Annotated in this window: 17 protein-coding genes and 1 tRNA gene; 9 read left to right on the forward strand and 9 right to left on the reverse strand. The window is 38.2% G+C overall.

Annotation, left to right across the window (positions count from 1 at the left end):
• Positions 1-287 precede the first annotated feature (287 nt).
• From PHO43_RS02680 to mazG, 4 genes are all read left to right on the forward strand, one after another.
• Positions 288-1,793, forward strand: a complete 1,506-nt coding sequence (locus tag PHO43_RS02680) for a catalase (RefSeq protein WP_502867168.1) — start codon at positions 288-290, stop codon at positions 1,791-1,793.
• 125 nt (positions 1,794-1,918) lie between these two features.
• Positions 1,919-3,199 (forward strand): L-cysteine desulfidase family protein, encoded by a 1,281-nt coding sequence (locus PHO43_RS02685; RefSeq protein ID WP_045088850.1) that lies wholly within the window; start codon positions 1,919-1,921, stop codon positions 3,197-3,199.
• A gap of 135 nt (positions 3,200-3,334) precedes the next feature.
• Positions 3,335-5,395, forward strand: a complete 2,061-nt coding sequence (locus tag PHO43_RS02690; RefSeq protein WP_045088849.1) for a protein-disulfide reductase DsbD family protein — start codon at positions 3,335-3,337, stop codon at positions 5,393-5,395.
• A 57-nt stretch (positions 5,396-5,452) separates the two neighbouring features.
• Positions 5,453-6,241, forward strand: a complete 789-nt coding sequence (mazG, locus tag PHO43_RS02695) for a nucleoside triphosphate pyrophosphohydrolase (protein ID WP_045088848.1) — start codon at positions 5,453-5,455, stop codon at positions 6,239-6,241.
• Between the two features lie 16 nt (positions 6,242-6,257).
• On the opposite strand, the gene PHO43_RS02700 is transcribed toward mazG, so the two are convergent.
• From PHO43_RS02700 to PHO43_RS02740, 9 genes are all read right to left on the reverse strand, one after another.
• Entirely contained in the window at positions 6,258-6,821 is a 564-nt protein-coding gene (locus PHO43_RS02700; RefSeq protein WP_045088847.1) for a DUF2179 domain-containing protein, read from the reverse strand.
• Positions 6,822-6,848: 27 nt separating this feature from the next.
• The gene (locus PHO43_RS02705) at positions 6,849-7,880 is read right to left on the reverse strand and encodes a threonine aldolase family protein (protein WP_288011209.1); all 1,032 of its coding nucleotides are present in this window, start codon (positions 7,878-7,880) and stop codon (positions 6,849-6,851) included.
• A 207-nt stretch (positions 7,881-8,087) separates the two neighbouring features.
• Positions 8,088-11,789, reverse strand: a complete 3,702-nt coding sequence (gene metH / locus PHO43_RS02710) for a methionine synthase (protein ID WP_288011212.1) — start codon at positions 11,787-11,789, stop codon at positions 8,088-8,090.
• Between the two features lie 99 nt (positions 11,790-11,888).
• Complete coding sequence (locus tag PHO43_RS02715; protein ID WP_288009783.1) at positions 11,889-12,833, reverse strand: nucleoside recognition domain-containing protein; 945 nt, start codon at positions 12,831-12,833, stop codon at positions 11,889-11,891.
• 82 nt (positions 12,834-12,915) lie between these two features.
• The gene (smpB, locus tag PHO43_RS02720) at positions 12,916-13,368 is read right to left on the reverse strand and encodes an SsrA-binding protein (RefSeq protein ID WP_045088843.1); all 453 of its coding nucleotides are present in this window, start codon (positions 13,366-13,368) and stop codon (positions 12,916-12,918) included.
• A complete protein-coding gene (locus PHO43_RS02725) occupies positions 13,368-13,919 on the reverse strand; it encodes a YIP1 family protein (protein WP_045088842.1) in 552 nt (183 codons plus the stop codon). Before PHO43_RS02725 ends, smpB begins: the two co-directional genes overlap by 1 nt.
• Before the next feature lie 109 nt (positions 13,920-14,028).
• On the reverse strand, positions 14,029-14,775 hold the full coding sequence (locus PHO43_RS02730; protein ID WP_154904845.1) for a hypothetical protein: 747 nt from the start codon (positions 14,773-14,775) through the stop codon (positions 14,029-14,031).
• A gap of 22 nt (positions 14,776-14,797) precedes the next feature.
• Positions 14,798-16,027, reverse strand: coding sequence for an outer membrane beta-barrel protein (locus PHO43_RS02735; RefSeq protein WP_045088840.1), 1,230 nt, complete (start codon positions 16,025-16,027; stop codon positions 14,798-14,800).
• Positions 16,024-16,593 carry an RNA polymerase sigma factor gene (locus tag PHO43_RS02740; RefSeq protein ID WP_045088839.1) on the reverse strand — a complete coding sequence of 190 codons (570 nt, stop codon included), beginning with the start codon at positions 16,591-16,593 and terminating at the stop codon, positions 16,024-16,026. The genes PHO43_RS02735 and PHO43_RS02740 overlap by 4 nt, the downstream gene beginning before the upstream one ends.
• A 254-nt stretch (positions 16,594-16,847) precedes the next feature.
• Between PHO43_RS02740 and sppA the strand changes: the two genes are divergently transcribed.
• The 5 genes from sppA (at position 16,848) to PHO43_RS02765 (ending at position 21,779) form a co-directional block, all read left to right on the forward strand.
• A complete protein-coding gene (gene sppA, locus PHO43_RS02745) occupies positions 16,848-18,623 on the forward strand; it encodes a signal peptide peptidase SppA (protein WP_045088838.1) in 1,776 nt (591 codons plus the stop codon).
• A 7-nt stretch (positions 18,624-18,630) separates the two neighbouring features.
• Positions 18,631-19,737 carry a tetraacyldisaccharide 4'-kinase gene (gene lpxK / locus PHO43_RS02750; protein WP_045088837.1) on the forward strand — a complete coding sequence of 369 codons (1,107 nt, stop codon included), beginning with the start codon at positions 18,631-18,633 and terminating at the stop codon, positions 19,735-19,737.
• Entirely contained in the window at positions 19,700-20,512 is an 813-nt protein-coding gene (locus PHO43_RS02755) for a purine-nucleoside phosphorylase (protein ID WP_045088836.1), read from the forward strand. Before lpxK ends, PHO43_RS02755 begins: the two co-directional genes overlap by 38 nt.
• Before the next feature lie 75 nt (positions 20,513-20,587).
• Positions 20,588-21,625 (forward strand): thiamine-phosphate kinase, encoded by a 1,038-nt coding sequence (gene thiL / locus PHO43_RS02760; RefSeq protein ID WP_045090737.1) that lies wholly within the window; start codon positions 20,588-20,590, stop codon positions 21,623-21,625.
• Positions 21,626-21,706: 81 nt separating this feature from the next.
• Positions 21,707-21,779 (forward strand) — tRNA-Phe (locus PHO43_RS02765).
• The last annotated feature ends 1 nt before the right edge of the window (position 21,780 follow it).

The raw sequence follows: 21,780 nt of genomic DNA on the forward strand, positions 1-21,780 counted from the left end.
AAAGATAACAAATATAAAAGCCCAAGATGTTTTCAAAATATATTATTTAATAAAAATGAACGTTTGATTATTTGCACTGTTATAAAATAATAATGAATCTTATCAGATAATTAATGCCATTTAATAAATACTTTACCAAAACAACTAGACACAAACCAAATAATAAAGAGTTTAAAATAATAAAAACCTGAAAATAACACTTCAGAGAGTGAGTATTCTTAAGCATGTTTATTCACTTGATAATCTACTAAATACAGAGTAACCAATCACCACTAAAATTATTTTATATGAATGCAGAAGAGATTAAAAAACAGAAAGACAAAAAAAACCAGATGAAAATGACTACTGTTGCAGGAGCTCCGGTGGGTAATAATCAGGATGCGATGACAGCAGGACCTCGCGGCCCAATGATGCTGCAGGATGTATGGTTTTTAGAGAAACTGGCACATTTTGACAGAGAGGTAATACCTGAAAGAAGAATGCATGCCAAAGGATCAGGTGCATATGGTACATTTACCGTTACACATGATATTACGCAATACACTAAGGCGAAGATATTTTCAGAGATTGGGAAACAGACAGAAATGTTTGTTCGTTTTTCAACAGTAGCCGGAGAAAGAGGTGCAGCAGATGCTGAAAGAGATATCAGAGGGTTTGCAATGAAATTTTACACAGAAGAGGGCAACTGGGATTTAGTTGGTAATAATACACCTGTATTCTTCTTCAGGGATCCTCTTAAGTTCCCTGACCTAAACCACGCTGTTAAAAGAGATCCCTATACAAATCTGAGAAGCCCTAATAACAATTGGGACTTCTGGTCTAGTCTGCCCGAAGCGCTTCATCAGGTTACAATAACAATGAGTGACAGAGGAATACCTCGCAGTTATCGTCACATGCATGGCTTTGGAAGCCACACTTTCAGCTTCATTAATGTTGACAATGTGCGTCACTGGGTTAAATTCCATTTTGTTACACAACAGGGAATAGAGAATCTTACAGATGCAGAAGCAGAAGAGCTTATAGGAAAAGACCGCGAAAGTCATCAACGCGACCTGTTTGAAGCAATTGGTAATGGCAACTTCCCAAAATGGAAAATGTATATTCAGGTTATGACTGAAGATCAGGCTGAGAAAATGCCTTTCAATCCGTTTGATTTGACAAAAGTGTGGTATAAAGGTGATTTCCCTCTTATCCCTGTAGGTGAATTTGAACTTAACCGCAACCCTGACAACTATTTCCAGGATGTTGAACAGGCAGCTTTTAATCCGGCAAATGTTGTTCCCGGAATCGGGTTCTCTCCAGATAAAATGCTTCAGGGAAGACTCTTCTCTTATGGAGATGCTCAAAGATACAGACTTGGTGTAAATCATCATCAGATACCTGTTAATCAGCCTAAAGGTGTGAAAGAGCGATACAACTCATTCCACCGTGACGGACAGATGCGTGTTGATGGGAACCATGGAGCTACATTGCATTATGAACCAAACAGCTATAATGTATGGCGTGAACAACCCGAACATGACGAACCGGTTCAGAAGGTAAATGGAGATATCAAGCGTTGGGATTTCCGTGCTGATGACGACAATTATTATGAACAGCCAGGTAAGTTGTTCCGACTTATGAACCCGGAAGAGCAGCAGAGATTATTTGAAAATACTGCCCGCAATATGGGAGATAGTGATGAAATAATTAAAATACGTCACATTGGCAATTGCTATAAAGCTGATCCTGCTTACGGAAGAGGTGTAGCAGACGCTTTAGGCATCTCATATGAAAAAGCTGGCATAATGTAAATTCAGAGCAATAATTAAATTGCATATAAAAATAAACCGGTCTTGTTTTACAACAGTTAAAAGACCGGTTTTTTGCGTTCAAATTTATGTATCTTTGTCCCTTAAAATTTTAAATAACCACCAAAGTGTTAGCAGATAAAGAAAGAACAGAGATAAAATTACTGATGCAACAGGAGATAATTCCGGCAGTTGGCTGCACTGAACCAATTGCTGTTTCCTTATGCACAGCAAGAGCTACAGAAGTTTTAGGTGAAATACCGGATAAGATTGATGTTCACTTAAGTGCAAACATAATCAAAAACGCTATGGGTGTTGGCATACCTGGTACAGGTATGAATGGGTTGCCTATTGCTATTGCTCTGGGTGCGTTAATTGGTAAATCTGAAAAGGGTTTAGAGCTGCTTGATAATATTTCTCATGAAGATGTGGAACGAGGCAAAAAGTTTATCAATGACAAAATAATCAATATAAATTTAAAGGATAATATCTCTGAGAAGTTATATATTGAGGTTCATTGCATTAACAAAGAAAACAGGTCTGTCGCAACAATAACCGGTAATCACACTTTTTTTTCACACATTGAACTGAATGGAAAAACTCTCTATAAAAACGATACAGACTCAAAAGAGAATCTAAAAAACAGACCTCAGCTAAGTTTTAGGAAAATATACCTCTATGCGACAGAATCTCCAATTGATGAACTGGAGTTTATACTCGATGCTGCAAGAATGAATAAAAGGGCTGCTGAAAGGTCGTATAATGGACAATTTGGCCATAATGTATCTAAGAACATTAAGGGTGAAACAGGACAGAGAATATTTGGGGACAACCTGCATAGCAGGATGGTATCATCTACAGCTGGTGCATGTGATGTAAGGATGGCCGGTGCAATGGTGCCTGTTATGAGTAACAGCGGAAGTGGTAATCAGGGTATAGCTGCGACTTTACCTGTACTAACTTTCGCTGAGAATACCGGTGCTTCTGACGAACAGCTTATAAGAGCACTTATTCTTAGTAATCTCTCTATGATTTATATCAAACAACATATTGGCAGATTATCGGCACTTTGCGGTTGCGTTGTAGCATCAACAGGATCCAGTTGCGGAATCACCTATCTAATGGGTGGAAATTATAATCAGATAACATTTGCAGCAAAAAATATGATAGCAAACATTACAGGAATGATTTGTGATGGAGCTAAACCCAGCTGTGCATTAAAAATAGCCAGTGGAGTATCTACTGCAACACTCTCAGCCCTGATGGCCATTGAGGATGGTGTAGCTTCGCCTCTGGAGGGGATTATTGATCAGGATATTGATCAGACAATAAGAAACCTGGCGCTGATAGGTAACAATGGCATGTCAGAGACTGATAAAGTTGTTCTGGATATTATTATTAATAAATAATTTCTATCAGTTATACTTCCCGATTGTGCACTGCTTTAGCTCAATCCACTTTTTTAATAACTCAAATAAATTTAGGAAATAAACATCTGTTCATTAACTTTGTTAGTCCGAAAAGAATACAATAATAGATAAAAGATGAAAAAAATAGCACGCAGATTATTCAGTATTGGAGTCTTAATTCTCCTTTCTTCTGTTATTTTACACGCACAGAATCCAATATCCTGGGATTTTACTCTTTCAGATGCTGGAAACGGAGAGATTAATATATTAGCAAAAGCTACTGTTGAACAGGGCTGGTATATGTACGACACCAATATACCCGAAGGGGGACCAAATCCAACAATGATTGAGTTTGATGAGATTAAAGGTGCTGTTCCTGTTGGAGAGTTCAAGTCTATTGATAAAAAAGCAAAAGTAAAGTTTGATGAGATTTTCATGATGGAGATCGGATCTTTTACTAACAGCGTTACTTTTGCCCAGAAACTTAAGGTGACAGACAAAAGCTCATTTTCAGTAATTGGAAATGTACGAGCTCAGGCTTGTAACGATCAGACCTGTACACCTCCCCTACCTGTAGATTTCTCATTTACAGGTTCAAATCTTCCTGCCACATTAGTAATAACTGCAACCTCATCAGATGATGTTAGTGGAAACCAAAATGAAGTTGTTACCGGAAATGAAACTGCGGATATTAATGATGCAGGATCAATATCAGGAAATGAATCTGCCAGATCAAATGTAACATTGGAATCTGTCGACAGAGATCTGCTGTGGACCCCTGTAATTGAGGAGTTACAAGAATTAAGCGATGGAGAAGATCTAGCAAATGCATCTTTGATTAGTATTTTCCTAAAAGGTCTTATTTGGGGATTCGCTGCCCTTCTTACTCCATGCGTCTGGCCAATGATACCAATTACAGTAAGCTTTTTCTTGAACAGAAATAAGAAAAGCCGTAGAAAAGCAATTCAGGATGCCAGCATTTATGGACTTTCAATAATAATAATCTACGTAACATTAGGACTTCTAATTACCGCAATATTTGGGGCAAGTGCTTTAAATAACCTGGCTACCAGTCCGATATTCAACTTGATCTTCTTTGCTCTGCTTATCACTTTTGCATTTTCATTCATGGGGGCATTTGAGCTGGTTTTACCTGCATCGTGGACAAACAAGATGGATAGTAAAGTTGACAGCTCAAAGGGATTTCTGAGTCTATTCTTTATGGCATTCACCCTGGCACTGGTATCATTTTCATGTACAGGTCCAATAATAGGATGGTTGCTTGTAGATGCTGCTACTCACGGCAACCTGATGGCACCAACAGTTGGTATGTTTGGATTTGCACTAGCATTATCCATTCCTTTTACACTATTTGCCATATTCCCATCATGGTTGAAAACACTTCCCAAATCAGGAAGTTGGCTCAACACTGTTAAGGTTGTGCTTGGATTCATAGTACTTGCTGTATCACTTAAATTCCTATCGGTGGCCGACCTCTCAAGTGGCTGGGGCTTGCTGGACAGAGATATATTCCTTGCCATATGGATAGTACTATTTGTGGTACTTGGAGTGTACTTGCTAGGAAAAATCAAACTTAAGGGAGATAGCGATATTAATAATGTATCACTTACCAGGTTGATTCTCGCAATGTTATCATTTGCTTTTGCTGTTTATATGGTACCGGGATTATGGGGTGCTCCACTTAAACCGCTTAGTGCAATTGCACCCCCTTTATCAACACTTGATTTTAATCTAACCGGTGAATCAAAAGGGCTGATATTTGATGATTATGAAGCAGGTATGGCATATGCCGCACGTGAAGGGAAGCCTGTACTTCTTGAGTTTGGTGGTCATGGCTGTGTAAACTGCCATAAGATGGACGCAACAGTTCTTGCCGAAGATAGAGTGAAGAACCTTATTGAGGAAGAGTTTGTGTTTATTGTTTTAATGGTAGATGAGAGAACCAGACTACCAGAGGTGATTGAGGTTGATGATGCCGGCAAAAAAACGCGTTTGAGAACGGTCGGCGACAAATGGAGTTACCTTCAACGTTATAAATTTGGTATACAATCACAGCCCTATTATGTGGTGTTGGATCATCAGGGAAAACCGCTTTCTCCTGCACATGCATATGATGAGAGTGTAGATAAATATGTGGAATTTCTTCAAACAGGACTAAGAAACTTTGAAAAGTAAACCATAAAAGATTAGAGTTAAATTCATTAAGACACCCAAGATTAGTACAATACAATAATGAACAGCAGACAAGAGAAGCTTGAAGCTTTCGGGAGACTACTTGATATTATGGACGAACTTCGTGAGAAATGTCCATGGGATAACAAACAGACCAATGAAAGCCTGCGTGCAAATACAATTGAGGAAACCTACGAGCTGGCTGAAGCGATCATCAACAATGACAATGATGAGATAAAAAAGGAACTTGGTGACCTGCTTCTTCATATTGTATTCTACTCTAAAATAGGTGAAGAGAAAAAAGAATTTGACGTAGCTGATGTATGTAATGCTATTTCAGACAAACTTATCTTCAGACACCCTCACGTATTTGGTGATATAAATATAGATTCTGCAAGTAAAGTTGAGCAATCTTGGGAACAGATTAAACTAAAAGAAAAAGGAGGCAATAAGACTGTTCTCGAGGGTGTTCCTTCGGCATTACCTTCACTTGTTAAAGCTTATCGGATACAGGATAAGGCACGCAATTCGGGATTCGACTGGCAACAACGTCAGGATGTATGGGAGAAGGTGAAAGAGGAAATGCTTGAACTAAAAGAAGAGATAGATAGCATGGATGCTGATAAAACCGAATCTGAATTTGGTGATCTCATATTTAGCATCATAAATGCTGCACGACTCTACAAAGTAAATCCTGACAATGCCCTGGAAAGAACTAACCAAAAATTCATTTACCGATTTAATTATATGGAGAAAAAGGTTAAGGAGATGGGTAAATCATTGAATCAGCTTTCACTTGAAGAGCTTGAAGAAATATGGCAAGAGGCTAAGCTTACGGAAAACTGTTAGCTATGCAGACAATAATCTACTTTCCTATTCTCCAGCGATCCAGGAGGGATTTACGTTTAGGAAAAATACCATTCTGTTTTGTACGTACATCCTCAATAACATAAAAACTATTATTATCAAAACTATTAATTGTAGCCTCTAATGTTTTCAGTTCTTTCCTATCCACAACAGTTTCAATAATATCCACTTCATTTGTAGAACCACTTCCGTGTGTTAATGTTGCTCCAAAGTCTAATTTATTGAGTGTTTGAATCAACGCGTTCCCATTCTTCTGGGTATAGATTCTGCAAAGGACAATTCCATAAGCTATTCTATTTTCGAGTAGTATCCCAATATAGTTACCTGTAGCATAGCCCGCTGCATATGAAAGATATGAGACTAAATCGTTTGCGCGTGAGAGTACCTGTGAAATAACCATTACCCAGATAAACACCTCTATAAAACCTATAATTGGTGCTTTATATTTCTCTCCTTTTGAAACAAATATAATTCGAAGAGTTCCAAGTGAAACGTCAATTACACGTCCAAGGAAAATTATAAATGGTAATAACCAGGGATATACATCTAAAAAATCAAACATAGATAGAATATGAGTAGTAAGTGATCATTAATAAGTTTCTGTAATCTCTCTCAGGTATTTAATAAAATCATAAATATCATCATTGGTGGTATCCCAAGAGCATACTAATCGCATTTCGTTACGTCTTTCATCCCAGTCATAGAAAAAATAGCGTTCACGCAACTTATCGGTAATTTCTTTAGGCAGAATAAAAAATATAGCGTTAGACTCAACAGGCTGTGTTATCTCAACACCTTTAATCTTCGCCATTTCAGATGACAGTATTTGTGCTGCACTATTTGACTTCCTGGCGTTCTCCAACCAAATATTCTCTTTCAGATACGGAATAAACTGTGCCGATATATATCTCATTTTTGAATAAAGTTGGGTAGTCTGTTTCCTGTAATATTTAATATTTTCGGACAGCTCTTTACGTAAAGATACTAACGCTTCACCAAACATTAATCCATTTTTTGTGCCTCCGATAGTAAATATATCAACTCCGCAGTCAACAGTCATCTCCTTGAGGCCAGTATTTATGAAAGCACATGCATTAGCAATACGTGTACCATCTACAAACAGATACATATCGTTATCATGTGCTAGTTCCGCTAAAGACTTAATCTCATCAATAGTATATGCAGTACCCAACTCAGTTGTTTGTGAAATAGCTATAACTTTAGGTTGTGAGTGATGTTCAAATCCAAATCCATGCAAGTATGGTTTAACCAATTCAGGGGTAAGTTTGCCATCAGGCGTAGGAACCTCCTTAAGTGAAGCCCCGGTTAATTTAACAGGTGCACCGCACTCATCAACTGCAATGTGTGCGGTGGATGCACAAATTATGGAATGGAATGGAAGTGTGCATGCCTGCAGTGCAACAACATTAGCACCGGTACCATTAAATACAAAATATGAATTTACATCTTTATTTCCCAGGAGTTCGCTAATAACTTCAGATGCCTCTTGTGTCCACTTATCATCCCCGTATGCAATCGTATGATCAACATTTGCTTTTGATAGAGCTTCCATTATGCGATGATCAACTCCCGAATTATTATCACTGCCAAAACTGCGCATTTGTAGTTTTTAAATTTAGAAGATTAATTTACAAGAATTCTAAATTGCAAAGATACTTAAATTAAGTACACTCCATTTGAGCAAAATTGATATTTTTTTAGAGTTGAGTATTCTCTTCATATTTATAATCCAATTAACTCAACACTCTTTCTCTTTGTTTACAACAACTCCTGAAAACGCTATATTTCTATTATGCAAGAATATACTTTAAACTAAATTGGCCATAAGGAATTTTCTGATCTCATCGGGATTCTTCTTTTTTCTATTCGCATAATCCACCATCTGAGCCTCATCAATTTCACCAATTCCAAAATATTTAGATTGAGGATGTGAAAAGAAGAGTCCGCTAACTGATGCATTTGGATGCATAACACCATTCTCAGTGAGTTTTATACCAATCTCTTCTGTTGAAAGAAGATCATGCAATGTAAAATTGGTAGTCTGATCCGGAATAGATGGATATCCAACAGCAGGACGAATACCCTGGAACCTTACAGCAAGCATTTCATCTATTGTAAGATCCTCATCACTGGCGTAGCCCCAGTACTCACGACGAACTTTTGCATGCAACCACTCTGTTGCTGCCTCGGCTAATCTGTCGAGAAGAGACTTCATAAGCAGTCCATTGTACTCATCTCCTTCGACACTATATCTCTCAAGCTGATCATCGGCTCCAAAGCCTGCAGTTACAGCAAAAGCTCCTATATAATCCTTCTTGCCTGATTCAAGTGGTGCAGTAAAATCACTCAGGCAATAATATTCATTCTTTCTTGACTTTTTCTGTTGACGCAGGAAAGGGAATGCAGTATAATCTCCTTTAGCATCACCTTTAACATAAATAGTATCATTATCACTGTATGCTTCATAAATCCCAAATACAGCCCTTATGTAATCCACATCATCTGATACAAATTTATTCAGCATTTCTACAGCATCGTCATATAGCTTGATAGCTTCTTTTCCTTTTTCACGGTCATCCTCCCTGAAACTTTCAATCCATTTAGCTCTCTCTTCATCACTCTTACCAATCCTTGTAATTGTATGAAAGCGTGCTGAGAGATTCCATGCAGGAAACAGAAACTTCCAATCCAACCATGGAATTATTTCAGCGATATTTATTTTATCCAATTTTATGCGGCCAAGACTATTAGGCTTGTAAGACTCAAAAGAGTTCCAGTCGATTTTATAAGCATTCTCTCTTGCCTCATCAATCGTGACCAGCTCAACTTCTTTTTGTGAATAATTCTCTCTGAGTCGCTCATACTCCTCCTTAACTTTTTCAATATACTCCTGCCTGCTCTCTCTATTCATCAGATTAGCCACCGCTGAGGGAGCCTGTGAAGCATCTTTCACATAAACTACCGGTCCACTATATTTAGGTTCAATCTTGAGTGCAGTATGCAGCTTAGAGGTTGTAGCACCACCAATCAGCAAAGGTATATTTAAGCCTGCTTTCTGCATCTCTTCAGCGACTACACCCATTTCGCCAAGTGATGGAGTAATCAGTCCACTCAACCCAACAATATCGGGCTTTTCTTTTTTTATTGTCTCAATAATCTTTTCAGGAGGTACCATTACTCCAAGATCTATAATATCATAATTATTACATGACAATACAATTGAAACAATATTCTTCCCTATGTCATGAACATCACCTTTTACAGTAGCAAGTAAAATCTTTCCTGCTTTATTTGATTCTTCAGTTGATTTTTCTGCTTCAAGCACCGGCTGTAAAATTGATACAGCCTTCTTCATAGCTCTTGCTGCCTTAACAACCTGAGGGAGAAACATTTTACCTGCACCAAACAGATCTCCTACACGATTCATACCCTCCATCAGTGGTTTATCGATAATATCCACAGCTCGGGGGTATATTCTTAGAGCTTCTGCAAGATCCTCCTCCATGTGATCACTGATACCCTTTACAAGAGCATAACTTAATCTTTCATCAAGAGTATAGTTGCGCCACTCTTCGCTTTTAGCTTGTTCAGTATCAGTTGATTTATCTTTTTTAATTTTCTCAGCATAAGCCATTAACCGTTCGGTAGCATCATCACTCCTGTTGAATATAACATCCTCTACAAGCTGCTTCTCATTTTCAGGAATATCCTCATAAATAACAGATTGTGATGGGTTAACTATTCCCATGTCGAGACCTGCATTTATAGCATGATAAAGAAATGCTGAGTGCATCAATTCACGTATATAGTCATTCCCTCTGAATGAGAACGAGAGATTACTGACTCCTCCACTAACTTTAGCATGTGGCAGATTCTCTTTTATCCAGGTAACAGATTCAATAAAATCCACTGCATAGTTCTTATGCTCATCCATACCTGTGGCAATTGCCAGAATATTTGGATCAAAGATTATATCTTTAGGGTCAAATCCATTCTCTGTGAGTAATCTGTATGCACGTTCACAAATTTCTATACGTCGCTCGTAACTGGCGGCCTGACCCGTTTCATCAAATGCCATAACAACTACTGCTGCACCATACATCTGTGCTAGTTTTGCCTGTCTCAGAAACTCCACTTCACCATTTTTTAATGAGATAGAGTTTAAGATTGGTTTACCCTGGACACATTTCAATCCAGCCTCAAGTACATTCCAGTCGGATGAATCAATCATTATTGGTACTCTTGAAACATCGGGATCGGAAGCAAGCATATTAAGGAAATTAGTCATCTCTTTAACGCCATCCAGCAAACCCTCATCCATATTTATATCAAGTACCTGTGCTCCATCCTCTACCTGCTTGCGTGCAATATCAAGGGCCTCTTCATACTTTTGCTCTTTGATGAGTCTCAGGAATTTTCGCGAACCTGCAACATTACATCTCTCTCCAATATTTAGAAAATTTATTTGAGGAGAAACCTCAAGCATCTCTAATCCGGAAAGTTGCATATATTCAGACGGTTTGGATCTCTCGTGAGGAATAGCGCCTTTAACCAGATCAACATATTTTGAAATATGCTCAGGTGTTGTACCACAGCATCCGCCTACGACATTGATCAGTCTCTCATCTATAAATTCTCTTATCTGTGAAGCCATCTTTTCGGGAGTCTCATCATACTCTCCCAGTTGATTTGGCAAGCCTGCATTTGGATATGTTGATATATAGAATGGAGCTGCTTTACCCAATTCTTTGACATAAGGTTTGAGCTCTGCTGCACCCAGAGAACAGTTTAAGCCAATCAGTAGAGGGTTGGCGTGACTTACAGACGCAACAAAAGCACCAAGTGTCTGTCCGGATAAGGTTCTTCCAGCCTTATCCGAAAGTGTTACTGAAAGCATTATAGGAGTATTGATCCCTGTTTCAGCAGCAACTTCCTCAGCAGCAAAAATTGCAGCTTTGGCATTAAGAGTATCAAAAATAGTTTCAATAAGCAGCAGGTCTGCACCACCCTCCACAAGCGCAAAAATCTGTTCTTTATATGCAGACTTAAAGTGGTCAAAAGTGGCAGCTCGATACATAGGCTCTTCAACACGCGGACTCATTGACGCTGTTTTATTAGTAGGTCCTATCGAACCTGCAACAAAACGAGGTTTTTCTGGTGTAAGTTTTGTAAACTCGTCTGCCGCCTCCCTGGCTAATTTCACAGCAGCCCTGTTAATCTCACCTGCAAGATGACTCATCTTGTAATCCTGCATTGAGATTGATGTCGAATTAAATGTATTTGTTTCAATAATATCAGCTCCTGCTGCCAAATACTCACGATGTATCTCACTAATCACATCAGGCCGTGTAATTGAGAGCAGGTCGTTGTTACCTTTCAACAGTACATCAAAATCCCTGAACCTATCACCTCTGAAATCCTCTTCAGTGAGATTATATCTCTGTATCATTGTTCCCATCGCACCATCCAGTATCAATATGCGATCGGATAATAAGTTTTCCAATTTCATCTTTACTCTATTTACTTATTTTGCATACTCATCCATTAAAATATATTTTCCATTTAATGTATAAACAGACATAAGCCTGTTTTTTTAGAGTATATAAATTCAAAAATAAGCATTATAATTGACTTTCTTCCTACTTGATAACCTTATTATTAGTCGTCGGGACCATACAACTACCCATGCTAATGCAAACCTTACGCCCAATATCCACCAGATCGACACACCCAGAGCAACAAACAACAGATTATCTTCAATAGCAGAGTGAGATACAGCAAGATGATGGTTCAGCAGATTAGCCTCTTCTTGCGTAACTCTCCCATCTTTCAACTGATCCATCATAAGAGCACCACCATAAGCCACCCCTACGATATAACCAATCAGCCATAGAAAGCCGGTATTTGCCGAGAGTCCAAAAAACTTCAACAATGGCTCAACTCCCTTGCTCAGCTTTGGAATAAGCTTGAAAGCATGTAAAAGATTATATAACAGATTAAGTGAGAAAATTACAACTGTAATCAATATTGAGATTTTAAGTGAACTTTTAATCCATATTAGCAAAAGCATACCGATTGAATCAATAACAACTACATCTGACTGCACAAACAGGGGCATTCCCATATCAGCCGGCAATATTACATTAAGTATATAACCTGTTAATATACTCATTGTGATTCGCAGTGTTGTCATTCCCCAGAATGTAGTTCCTGTTTTTGCCTGAACAGCACTCTCAACAGGCAAGTTATGAGCAATCTGACACATGAGAGCAAGAATAGTGAGTTCTCTTAACGTCAAACTCATAGAAGTTATAATCGCCAATGGTGCATAAAGAGGAAGAAAAACAGATGTTATAAAAATGATAGCAGTACTTCCCGGAAGTCCCAGATTCATAAAAACGGGATCAAGAAATCCAGCTAAAAATTCAAGTACACCAAAATATCCTAAAAACCTGACAACAAGAGAGATTGGCAGGATAATTTTCAGCAGCCACAAAGTGGTGGCACCGGACTTCTTCATGGCCGGCACCAAAATATATTTTTTAAAATTCATATTATATAGAAAGTACAAACTTACGAAATGATAACCTAACTAAATGATAACCTAATTTACTGATAACTTGAAAAGAGAACAATTACTTCTTAAACATTCTGTCCATAGTACGTTTATCCTCTTTCTCTCTCAATGACTGACGCTTGTCATACTGTTTCTTACCTCTGGCAACAGCAATTACAATTTTGGCCAATCCCTTTTCATTTATAAACAATCTTACAGGTATAATCGTGTAACCTGTTTCTTTTGTAAGCCTCCTTATTTTACGCAGTTCGTTTTTATTCAGCAACAGTTTGCGATCCCTACGTGAATCATGATTATTATATGTTCCATAAAAATATGGCGAAATGTTCATATTACGAACCCACAAACCAGAGCCCTCAAACTGGCAGTAAGTATCTACCAGGCTTGCCTTACCGAGACGAATCGACTTGATCTCCGTACCTGTAAGAACGATTCCTGCTGTAAACATTTCCAGCAATTCATAATCGAATGTGGCTCGCTTGTTTTTTATATTTATTTGAGGCTGATTCATTATTTAATTGTTATGGAAAAAAGCTGATGAATAGTAGCCGGTGCAAGAATTATCAATGCTGAAGCAATAAGAGTGAAATTTGTAAGTCTATCCTCTTTTATCAAGATAAAACTCTGAGCTCCGGTATACACCAGGTGAATAGTATATAGTGCACATACCCATAAAATAATAAAACCGGGAAAAAAGGGAATAACAATATACAACAAATAAATCACAGCTGAAGCAAAACCGACAAATTTCTGATACATTGACAGGTTTTTCTCCAAACCAAATCTTGGTGCAAGATCATTTATCGCATAAGATGCAATAAAATAACCTCCGTAAACTGCAACAATGCTTATTATAGAGTTCTTTAATGCACTTTCCATATTACCATCTTGTGAAATCCACAATCCCCCTATAAATGAAGTTAGTGCTATTATTCCAAAAAGCGGATGCAGAAAACGGTTAAGAAACTCGTTATAAGTCCTCTTTTCCCTATTAATATCTTTCCAGGCTTTTGGAGAAGCTACAATAAGTTGTGTGATTATTACTAAAATTTCTCTCCACATTTCTAAACAATTTTGGAGAGCAAAGGTAGTTATTTTCAATCAAAAAACAGCAGCACTCATATAAAGTACTGCTGTCTTTTAATTTATGTCGAAATAAAATCTATAAATATCACTTTTTCACAGTGAGCGTATATATCTGTGATTCGACCGGTTCATTACGATCTTTTTGGTGATATATGAATTTGATGTTAAGCTTCTTAGTTTCAGTACTGCTAGTACCTTCGTACATTGATCTCAATTGTGACATATCAACAGCCAGAAAATCTGTTTTCTTTTCAAGTGTAGCACCATCAGCAGTGCCTGTATATGTTATATTCAGATCAATTTTTATTTCATCGCTATCTGGATCATCATCCCTTTTGTAAAATTCAACATAAGCTGATTGTCCTTTTGGCACTTCATAAGAATATTGAAATATCCAGTTGTCATCCATGAATTCACGAGAATCCGCATATAATGGAGGAGCTATTTCAAGAAACTCTTTTGGATTTTCTATTTCCGGCAACTGACTCATTCTTAGCATAGTCTGACGTACATCAATAACATCACTGGTTATTTGCACTAAATCTGCATTGATAGTCTGACCACCTACACTTAATGGCTTGGTACCATTCTGTTCATCCCAACTGTAGCTCATTATTTTAAAAGTACCCGGCATCATCATAGCCATATTACTTGAAGTGATAATTCTTGCTGGTGAATAGATTGAGAAAGTTTTGCCAAAAACAGTACCAACATCATCACTTTCTATATAAACAAAAGTTGTGTCTGAATAATTATTGCTAACCTCTCCTAGACATGATGTCATAAAGAGTGCAGTCACGATTAAAGTCAAAAAAAGAATTGATTTTTTCATTACATTTTCTGTATTTAGTTATTTACTTGAATTCATATCTGAGACCCAGACTCAAATCCATCACGATTTTTCTGTCTGAGTAAATTGTTTTAAATTCATTCTTAGCGTCAAAGTAGTAAGCACCTCCAATTTTACCGTACAGTTTAAGATCTTTGTAGATTGGGTAGGATAACCCGAGACCTGTATTTACCGACAGCTGAGGATTTCTTTGAGTTATTTTTTCATCAATTATTACAACAGACTTGCTCTGATCATCTAATGTCTGACCAACTCCCTCTTCACGGAATTTACCATAAACATCTTTCTCAATCATACCACCCAATGATACATACACATTCAGATCTTTTAAAGAAAAGAGTTGGTAGTTAAGATTTAGAGGTACTCCCAGATAATGCAGACTTTGTGTCTGTTTATTCTGGAGCGTATTACTTGTATTCTTGCTTTTTGAGTAGAGGTATGAGTATATCAGACCTGTTTCTACAGATAGATTATGTGCTATTGATTTTGAAATTGTTACTCCAAATGAGATTGGCTGATCATGCTCCATTTCGGCTATATTGTCTCTGAAATTATTTGCCTGGAACATCTTCTCAGACTCATCAATAAAATTAGCCTCACCCGAAACAGCAGCACTCCTTAATGTCATCGGTGAGTTTACAGTTTGATGAAATGAGGTCAGTCCACCCTTTCCACCGAACGACAATATATACTCCTCTTCACTGCCCATGTCATAATCAGCATATAGCAGTGAATAATCAGCTTCAGCAATTATTGACTCTTCACTAAACCTATTTTTCTCAATAACCTCATAATCCTGCGACTCTTCATGATCAATATAATCAGCAATTATATCAACAGGGTTTGTTGGCTCCACAACAATCTCTTCTACAACAGGAACAGCTGTTGTCACACTCCTGCTTACAAACAGTTGAGGTTTTACCACTTCTGCTTCTGATTGCGGAATAAGCTCCACTTCAGTAGTAACCTCTGTTGATGATGGAGCTGCATCCGATAAAAGAGGAGCATCTGCTACCTCAGGTCTATTCATATAAAACAGTCCCCCCACCATCAATAATAAAATTACAGCAGCAGAGCTAGCATACTGCCATCTGCGGCGAACAACCATCTTTCTAGTGAGAGATATATTATTCAACGACTCATCCAGCCTCATCCAGCCATCTGACGGAGGAGGTACTGTAAAATCATTGAATTTAGATTGAAACTGTTTTCTTATTTTATCTTCTGAATTCATTGTACTTTTCTTTGATGGTTTTTTTCAAGCATGGCTTCAATCTTCTTCTTTAATAAAGTTTTAGCCCGAAAGAATTGAGACCTCGAAGCAGCTTCATTTATGCCCAGTTCTTCAGCAATTTCTTTATGCGACATATCTTCAAAAATGTATAGATTAAACACAGTTCTGTATCCCGTTGGTAAGTTTCTGATCATTTCAAATACAACTTCCCTGGGAATATCTTCTATGTCGAGTAAATCATCTGCCTGATCTTCGGATTCATTAATATACATCTGTCCATACTCTTCCAGAAATAGATTTTTTCTCTTTTCTTTCCGATAATTCTCAAGCGCCAGATTTACAAATATTCGTCTTAGCCATCCTTCAAAAGAACCTTTGCCCGTAAAAGAGCCAATCTGCGTAAAAACACGGATAAATCCATCGTGCAACAAATCGCGTGCAATATCCTCATCACCGCAATAACGTATACACACACTCATCATTACAGGAGCAAATCTCTCATATAATGCTCTTTGTGCATCCCGGTTCTGTTTCTTACACGCTGATATTAGTTGCGAATCATCCATTATTGTCGCAGTTATTATAAAGATGAATTAAAAGATAAAACGCTGCATAAGTATAGCTGTTTTATCCAAAATTTACCTTTTTTTAAGAAAGGTAACTATGCGAAACCTATTCGATTTCCCGTTTTAACCTTCAAATATAATGTTCATACGAGGAACCTGCAAGTGAATTTATTAAGAATGTATAATTTTAAATTGCAGGAGCTGTGTTTTTTGTATATTTTTGTTTTGTATATAATTCAAAAAACAACCTCATTATGAAAGATTTTCTAAAAATCGTGCTTGCTTCTGTTTTGGGATTTCTCATTGCTCAAATTATACTGTTTTTCATAGCAATGATAATGTTTGTAGGTGCTGCAAGCTCATTCATGGGTTCAATGACCTCTGATAAATTTATCCTTCAGGAAAACTCAGTACTAAACTTAAAGTTAAGTGGAACTATTGTTGAACGGACCGCTGAACCTGATCCGTTCACATCAATGTTAGGTTCAGATTACATCACTGAGATGGGGTTAAACGATATTGTAAGTGCCATCCGCAAAGCAAAGAATAACAGCAAGATTAAAGGAATTTACATCGACTCTCGTGAAGTTTCCGCATCAATGGCTACTCTTGCAGAGATCCGTAGTGAGCTTGAAAGTTTCAAGGAGAGCGGCAAATTCGTTGTTGCTTACGCCGACAGCTACAACCAGGCAGGCTATTATCTGGCATCTACAGCCGATAAGATAGCTATCAATCCTCAGGGAATGCTCGATATTCATGGTCTGGCCGCAAACCCAATTTTTATCAAGGATGCACTTGACAAGTTGGGAGTAAAAATGCAAATATTTAAAGTGGGCACATATAAATCTGCAGTTGAACCATTCACTCAGAACGAGATGAGTGAAGCCAACAGAGAGCAGATCTCTTCATATCTGAATGATACATGGAGCTTCATAAGAAAAGACCTTGCAGAATCTCGCTCACTATCAATAGAAAAGATCGACTCGCTTGCCAACATATTCACATTGACACAGTCAACCGATTTCCTTCTTGCAGAGAACCTGGTTGACACAATTCTCTATGAAACTGAGATGAAAGAATATCTCAGATCACTACTGAATATCGACAGCGATAAAAAGATCCCATCGGCAACTGTTGCTGATATGAAATCGGTAAAAACCAAATCCATTGAGAAGACAAGCAATACTATTGCACTCCTCTATGCACATGGGAATATTGTTTCAGGCAACGGTTCTTCTAACATTCAGGATAAACATTTTGTCAATGAGATTGAAAAGCTGAGAAAAGATAAAGATATCAAAGCAGTTGTTTTCAGAGTAAACTCAGGAGGAGGCAGTGCTTATGCTTCAGAGCAGATATGGAAAGCTATAGAAAATCTTAAGAAAGAAAAACCAGTGGTTGTTTCTATGGGTGACTATGCAGCTTCAGGCGGATACTATATTTCTGCTAACGCCAACAAGATAGTGGCACAGCCAACAACACTTACAGGTTCTATCGGTATATTTGGTATGTTCCCCGATCTTGAAGGAACAACTAAGAAACTGGGCGTTCACACCGATGTTGTGAAGACCAACGAGTTTTCCGATTTCGGAAACTTGACACGACCAATGAAAGATAGCGAAAAACAGATAATGCAGAAATATATTGAGAAGGGATATGACCTGTTCCTCACACGTTGTGCTGAAGGACGCGGTATTCCAAAAGATACGCTTGCTCAATATGCAGAGGGGCGTGTTTGGACAGGAAACCAGGCACTCGAGATTGGTCTGGTAGACGAACTTGGAGGTATAGAAAGAGCCATTGAGATTGCCGCTGAGCTTGCAAACCTTGGCAAGAGTTATGTTGTGTTTGAATACCCAAAACTGCGCTCACCACTTGAAGAGCTTCTGCAACCTGCTAAGGAAGAGCTTGTTGCAAAAACCATCAGGCAGTACCTGGGTGATAGTTACGATACATTCATGCTTTTGAAGGAGATTAAAGAACAGGATTATCTCCAGGCACGCATCCCTTTCGAGTTGAATATTAAATAAAATATCTATGGACATTCCTAAGGTTGAAATCCGCAAATCCTTACTGCCCTTATCGTGGCTGTACGGGACCGTTGTGAGTTTCAGAAACTGGTTGTTCAATAAAAATATACTCAAACAGCGGTCGTTCAGCATCCCTATCATATGTGTGGGGAACATAACAGCAGGAGGTACAGGAAAGACACCTCATATAGAGTATCTTATACGATTACTTTCTCCTAAATTCAAAGTTGCTGTATTAAGCAGGGGATATAAACGAAAAAGCAAGGGTTTTCTAATCGTTGACACCAATTCTAATGTAAGAAATGTTGGCGATGAACCATTGCAGATAAAAAAGAAGTTTCCCGACACCTTGGTTGTTGTTGATAAGAACAGGGTGAATGCTATAGAAAAAATCATGTCTATCGAAAAAGAGGAGCGTCCCGATGTTATACTACTAGATGATGGCTTTCAACATCGTCATGTAAGACCATCATTATCAATTGTGCTGGCTGACTGTAACAGACCAGTGTTTGAAGACAGATTATTGCCTGCGGGACTGCTGCGAGAGCCTCTTAAGAGTATAGATAGGGCTTCTGTTGTGGTAGTTACAAAGTGTAATCCTGATATGCAGCCCATTGATTTCAGAATATATTCAAACGGACTGAATCTATATCCATTTCAGGAACTATTCTTCACTACATTCGATTATGACAAGCTGAGTCCGGTATTCCCTGAGCTTCATCCTGAAGTGGTATCTATAAACGACCTGCGCAAAAAGCATCTGTTTCTTGTAACTGGTATCGCCTCACCTGAGCCACTTGTAAGAAAACTTGAGTATAAGACATATAATCTATACACAATGTTCTTTTCGGATCATCACAACTTTACCAGAAAAGATATTCAATCAATAGAGAATATGGTAAATAGTGTTGAAGATGAAAATAAGATAATTGTGACTACTGAAAAGGATGCAGTTCGCTTCCGTGATTTGGCTTATTTGCCGGAGAATATTAAGAATATTATGTACTACCTCCCGGTGAGAGTGACATTTTTAAATAATAAAGAGAGAATAACATTTAACAAAAAAATAGTAGAACATGTTAGAAACTATAAAACAAACAGCAGATTATCTTAAAGGTAAGATTGGTGAAATCCCGAATACGGCGATTATTCTTGGAACTGGTCTTGGTGAACTTGCCAATGAAATTGAGGAAAAGAACGAAATCCCATATACTGAAATACCCAACTTCCCTGTATCAACAGTTGAAGGTCACAGCGGAAAACTGATTATCGGTACCCTGGGAGGAAAAAAGGTTCTTGCCATGCAGGGAAGATTTCACTACTACGAAGGCTATAATATGCAGGAGGTTACTTTCCCAATTCGAGTATTCCAAGCTCTGGGAATAGAGTATCTGTTTGTCTCAAATGCAGCGGGAGGTATGAATTCCAGCTTTGATGTAGGTGACATAATGCTAATTGAGGATCATATCAACTTCTTCCCAGAACATCCTCTTCGTGGTAAAAACTTCGAGGAGCTTGGCACACGCTTCCCTGATATGAGTGCAGCTTATGATAAAGAATTGCGTCAGATGGCTATGGATATAGCAAAAGAGAAGAACATCAAACTGCAGCATGGTGTATATGTTGGCGTTCAGGGTCCAACTTTTGAAACACCGGCAGAATATAACTTCTTCCGTATCATGGGTGGCGACGCTGTTGGTATGTCAACTGTTCCTGAAGTTATTGTTGCCAATCATGCAAAAATGAGAGTACTTGCATTCTCGATTATCACCGACCTTGGGGTATTGGGTAAAATAGTTGAAGTATCTCACGAAGAGGTGCAGGAGGCTGCAAAAATTGCACAGCCAATGATGGCTGAAATTATGCGTACAATAATTCAGAGAGTCTGAATAAAATAGTAATCAAATAATAATAGGGAGTGTCTAATACTGAATCAGATGGCATTCCCTGTTTTTTTATATCATATGAAAAGAACAGAAATAGCAACATTGGGAGAGTTCGGTCTGATAGATCATCTCACAAAAGATATTAAAACCAAACAGGAGACAACTGTAAAGGGGGTTGGTGATGACGCAGCAATTGTGGACAATGCGGGAAAACGTACTCTTATAACTACCGATCTTCTTCTTGAAGGAATTCATTTCGATTTGATTTATACTCCATTAAAGCATCTGGGATATAAAGCAGCTGTGGTAAACTTCTCTGACATATATGCTATGAACGGAAAACCCCAGCAGATAACTATATCACTGGGCATAGCAAAAAGGATGTCAGTGGAAGATCTCGAGGAATTCTACAGTGGAGTTAAGACTGCTTGTGAAATTTATGGAGTTGATATTATTGGTGGTGACACAACTTCTTCTCTAACAGGCTTCACAATTAGTATCACATGTATCGGAACTGCAGATGATGATAAGATTGTATATAGATACGGAGCTAAAGACACCGATCTGATTTTTGTTTCTGGCGACCTGGGGGCTTCCTATATGGGTCTGCAGCTACTGGAGAGAGAAAAATCAGTGTTCGCGAGTAACCCCGACAAGGGATTTCAACCCGATTTTGGAGGCAGGGAGTATATTCTTGAACGTCAGTTAAAACCAGAGGCACGCAAGGATATAGTAGAGTTGCTGGCTGAAAATGGAATAGTCCCAACATCAATGATTGATATATCAGACGGGCTCTCATCCGACCTGCTTCATATCTGCAAACAGAGTAACGTAGGTTGTCAACTATTTGAAGAGAGAATTCCAATTGACTACCAGACTGCGGCAATGGCGGAAACATTCAATATGAATGTAACCACTGCAGCTCTTAATGGTGGGGAAGATTATGAGCTGCTGTTCACCGTTCCGCTTACCCTGCATGAGAAGATGAAGGATATCACCGGAATACACCTGGTAGGCCATATCACTAAACCTGAAAACGGCTGTTATATGATTACACGTGATGGTGTTGAAATAGAATTGAAAGCACAGGGATGGAATCCCATTGCAGAAAAATAATATTTTTTTGCAAAATGTTGTTTCAAATTTTGTAAATCCTGAAAATGCGATTATCTTTGCACTCGCAAATAAGGCAATGTTGGTGCCATAGCTCAGTTGGTAGAGCAAAGGACTGAAAATCCTTGTGTCCCCGGTTCGATTCCTGGTGGCACCAC

This window comes from Lascolabacillus sp., from assembly GCF_028696275.1.
Lineage (GTDB): Bacteria > Bacteroidota > Bacteroidia > Bacteroidales > Dysgonomonadaceae > Proteiniphilum > Proteiniphilum massiliensis.

Bases quoted from the DNA above. Each gene is read 5' to 3' on its own strand.
- PHO43_RS02680 (WP_502867168.1), top strand. From the start codon at position 288: ATGAATGCAGAAGAGATTAAAAAACAGAAAGACAAAAAAAACCAGATG.
- PHO43_RS02690 (WP_045088849.1), top strand. From the start codon at position 3,335: ATGAAAAAAATAGCACGCAGATTATTCAGTATTGGAGTCTTAATTCTC.
- mazG (WP_045088848.1), top strand. From the start codon at position 5,453: ATGAACAGCAGACAAGAGAAGCTTGAAGCTTTCGGGAGACTACTTGAT.
- PHO43_RS02700 (WP_045088847.1), bottom strand. From the start codon at position 6,821: ATGTTTGATTTTTTAGATGTATATCCCTGGTTATTACCATTTATAATT.
- PHO43_RS02705 (WP_288011209.1), bottom strand. From the start codon at position 7,880: ATGCGCAGTTTTGGCAGTGATAATAATTCGGGAGTTGATCATCGCATA.
- metH (WP_288011212.1), bottom strand. From the start codon at position 11,789: ATGAAATTGGAAAACTTATTATCCGATCGCATATTGATACTGGATGGT.
- PHO43_RS02715 (WP_288009783.1), bottom strand. From the start codon at position 12,833: ATGAATTTTAAAAAATATATTTTGGTGCCGGCCATGAAGAAGTCCGGT.
- smpB (WP_045088843.1), bottom strand. From the start codon at position 13,368: ATGAATCAGCCTCAAATAAATATAAAAAACAAGCGAGCCACATTCGAT.
- PHO43_RS02725 (WP_045088842.1), bottom strand. From the start codon at position 13,919: ATGTGGAGAGAAATTTTAGTAATAATCACACAACTTATTGTAGCTTCT.
- PHO43_RS02730 (WP_154904845.1), bottom strand. From the start codon at position 14,775: ATGAAAAAATCAATTCTTTTTTTGACTTTAATCGTGACTGCACTCTTT.
- PHO43_RS02735 (WP_045088840.1), bottom strand. From the start codon at position 16,027: ATGAATTCAGAAGATAAAATAAGAAAACAGTTTCAATCTAAATTCAAT.
- PHO43_RS02740 (WP_045088839.1), bottom strand. From the start codon at position 16,593: ATGGATGATTCGCAACTAATATCAGCGTGTAAGAAACAGAACCGGGAT.
- sppA (WP_045088838.1), top strand. From the start codon at position 16,848: ATGAAAGATTTTCTAAAAATCGTGCTTGCTTCTGTTTTGGGATTTCTC.
- lpxK (WP_045088837.1), top strand. From the start codon at position 18,631: ATGGACATTCCTAAGGTTGAAATCCGCAAATCCTTACTGCCCTTATCG.
- PHO43_RS02755 (WP_045088836.1), top strand. From the start codon at position 19,700: ATGTTAGAAACTATAAAACAAACAGCAGATTATCTTAAAGGTAAGATT.
- thiL (WP_045090737.1), top strand. From the start codon at position 20,588: ATGAAAAGAACAGAAATAGCAACATTGGGAGAGTTCGGTCTGATAGAT.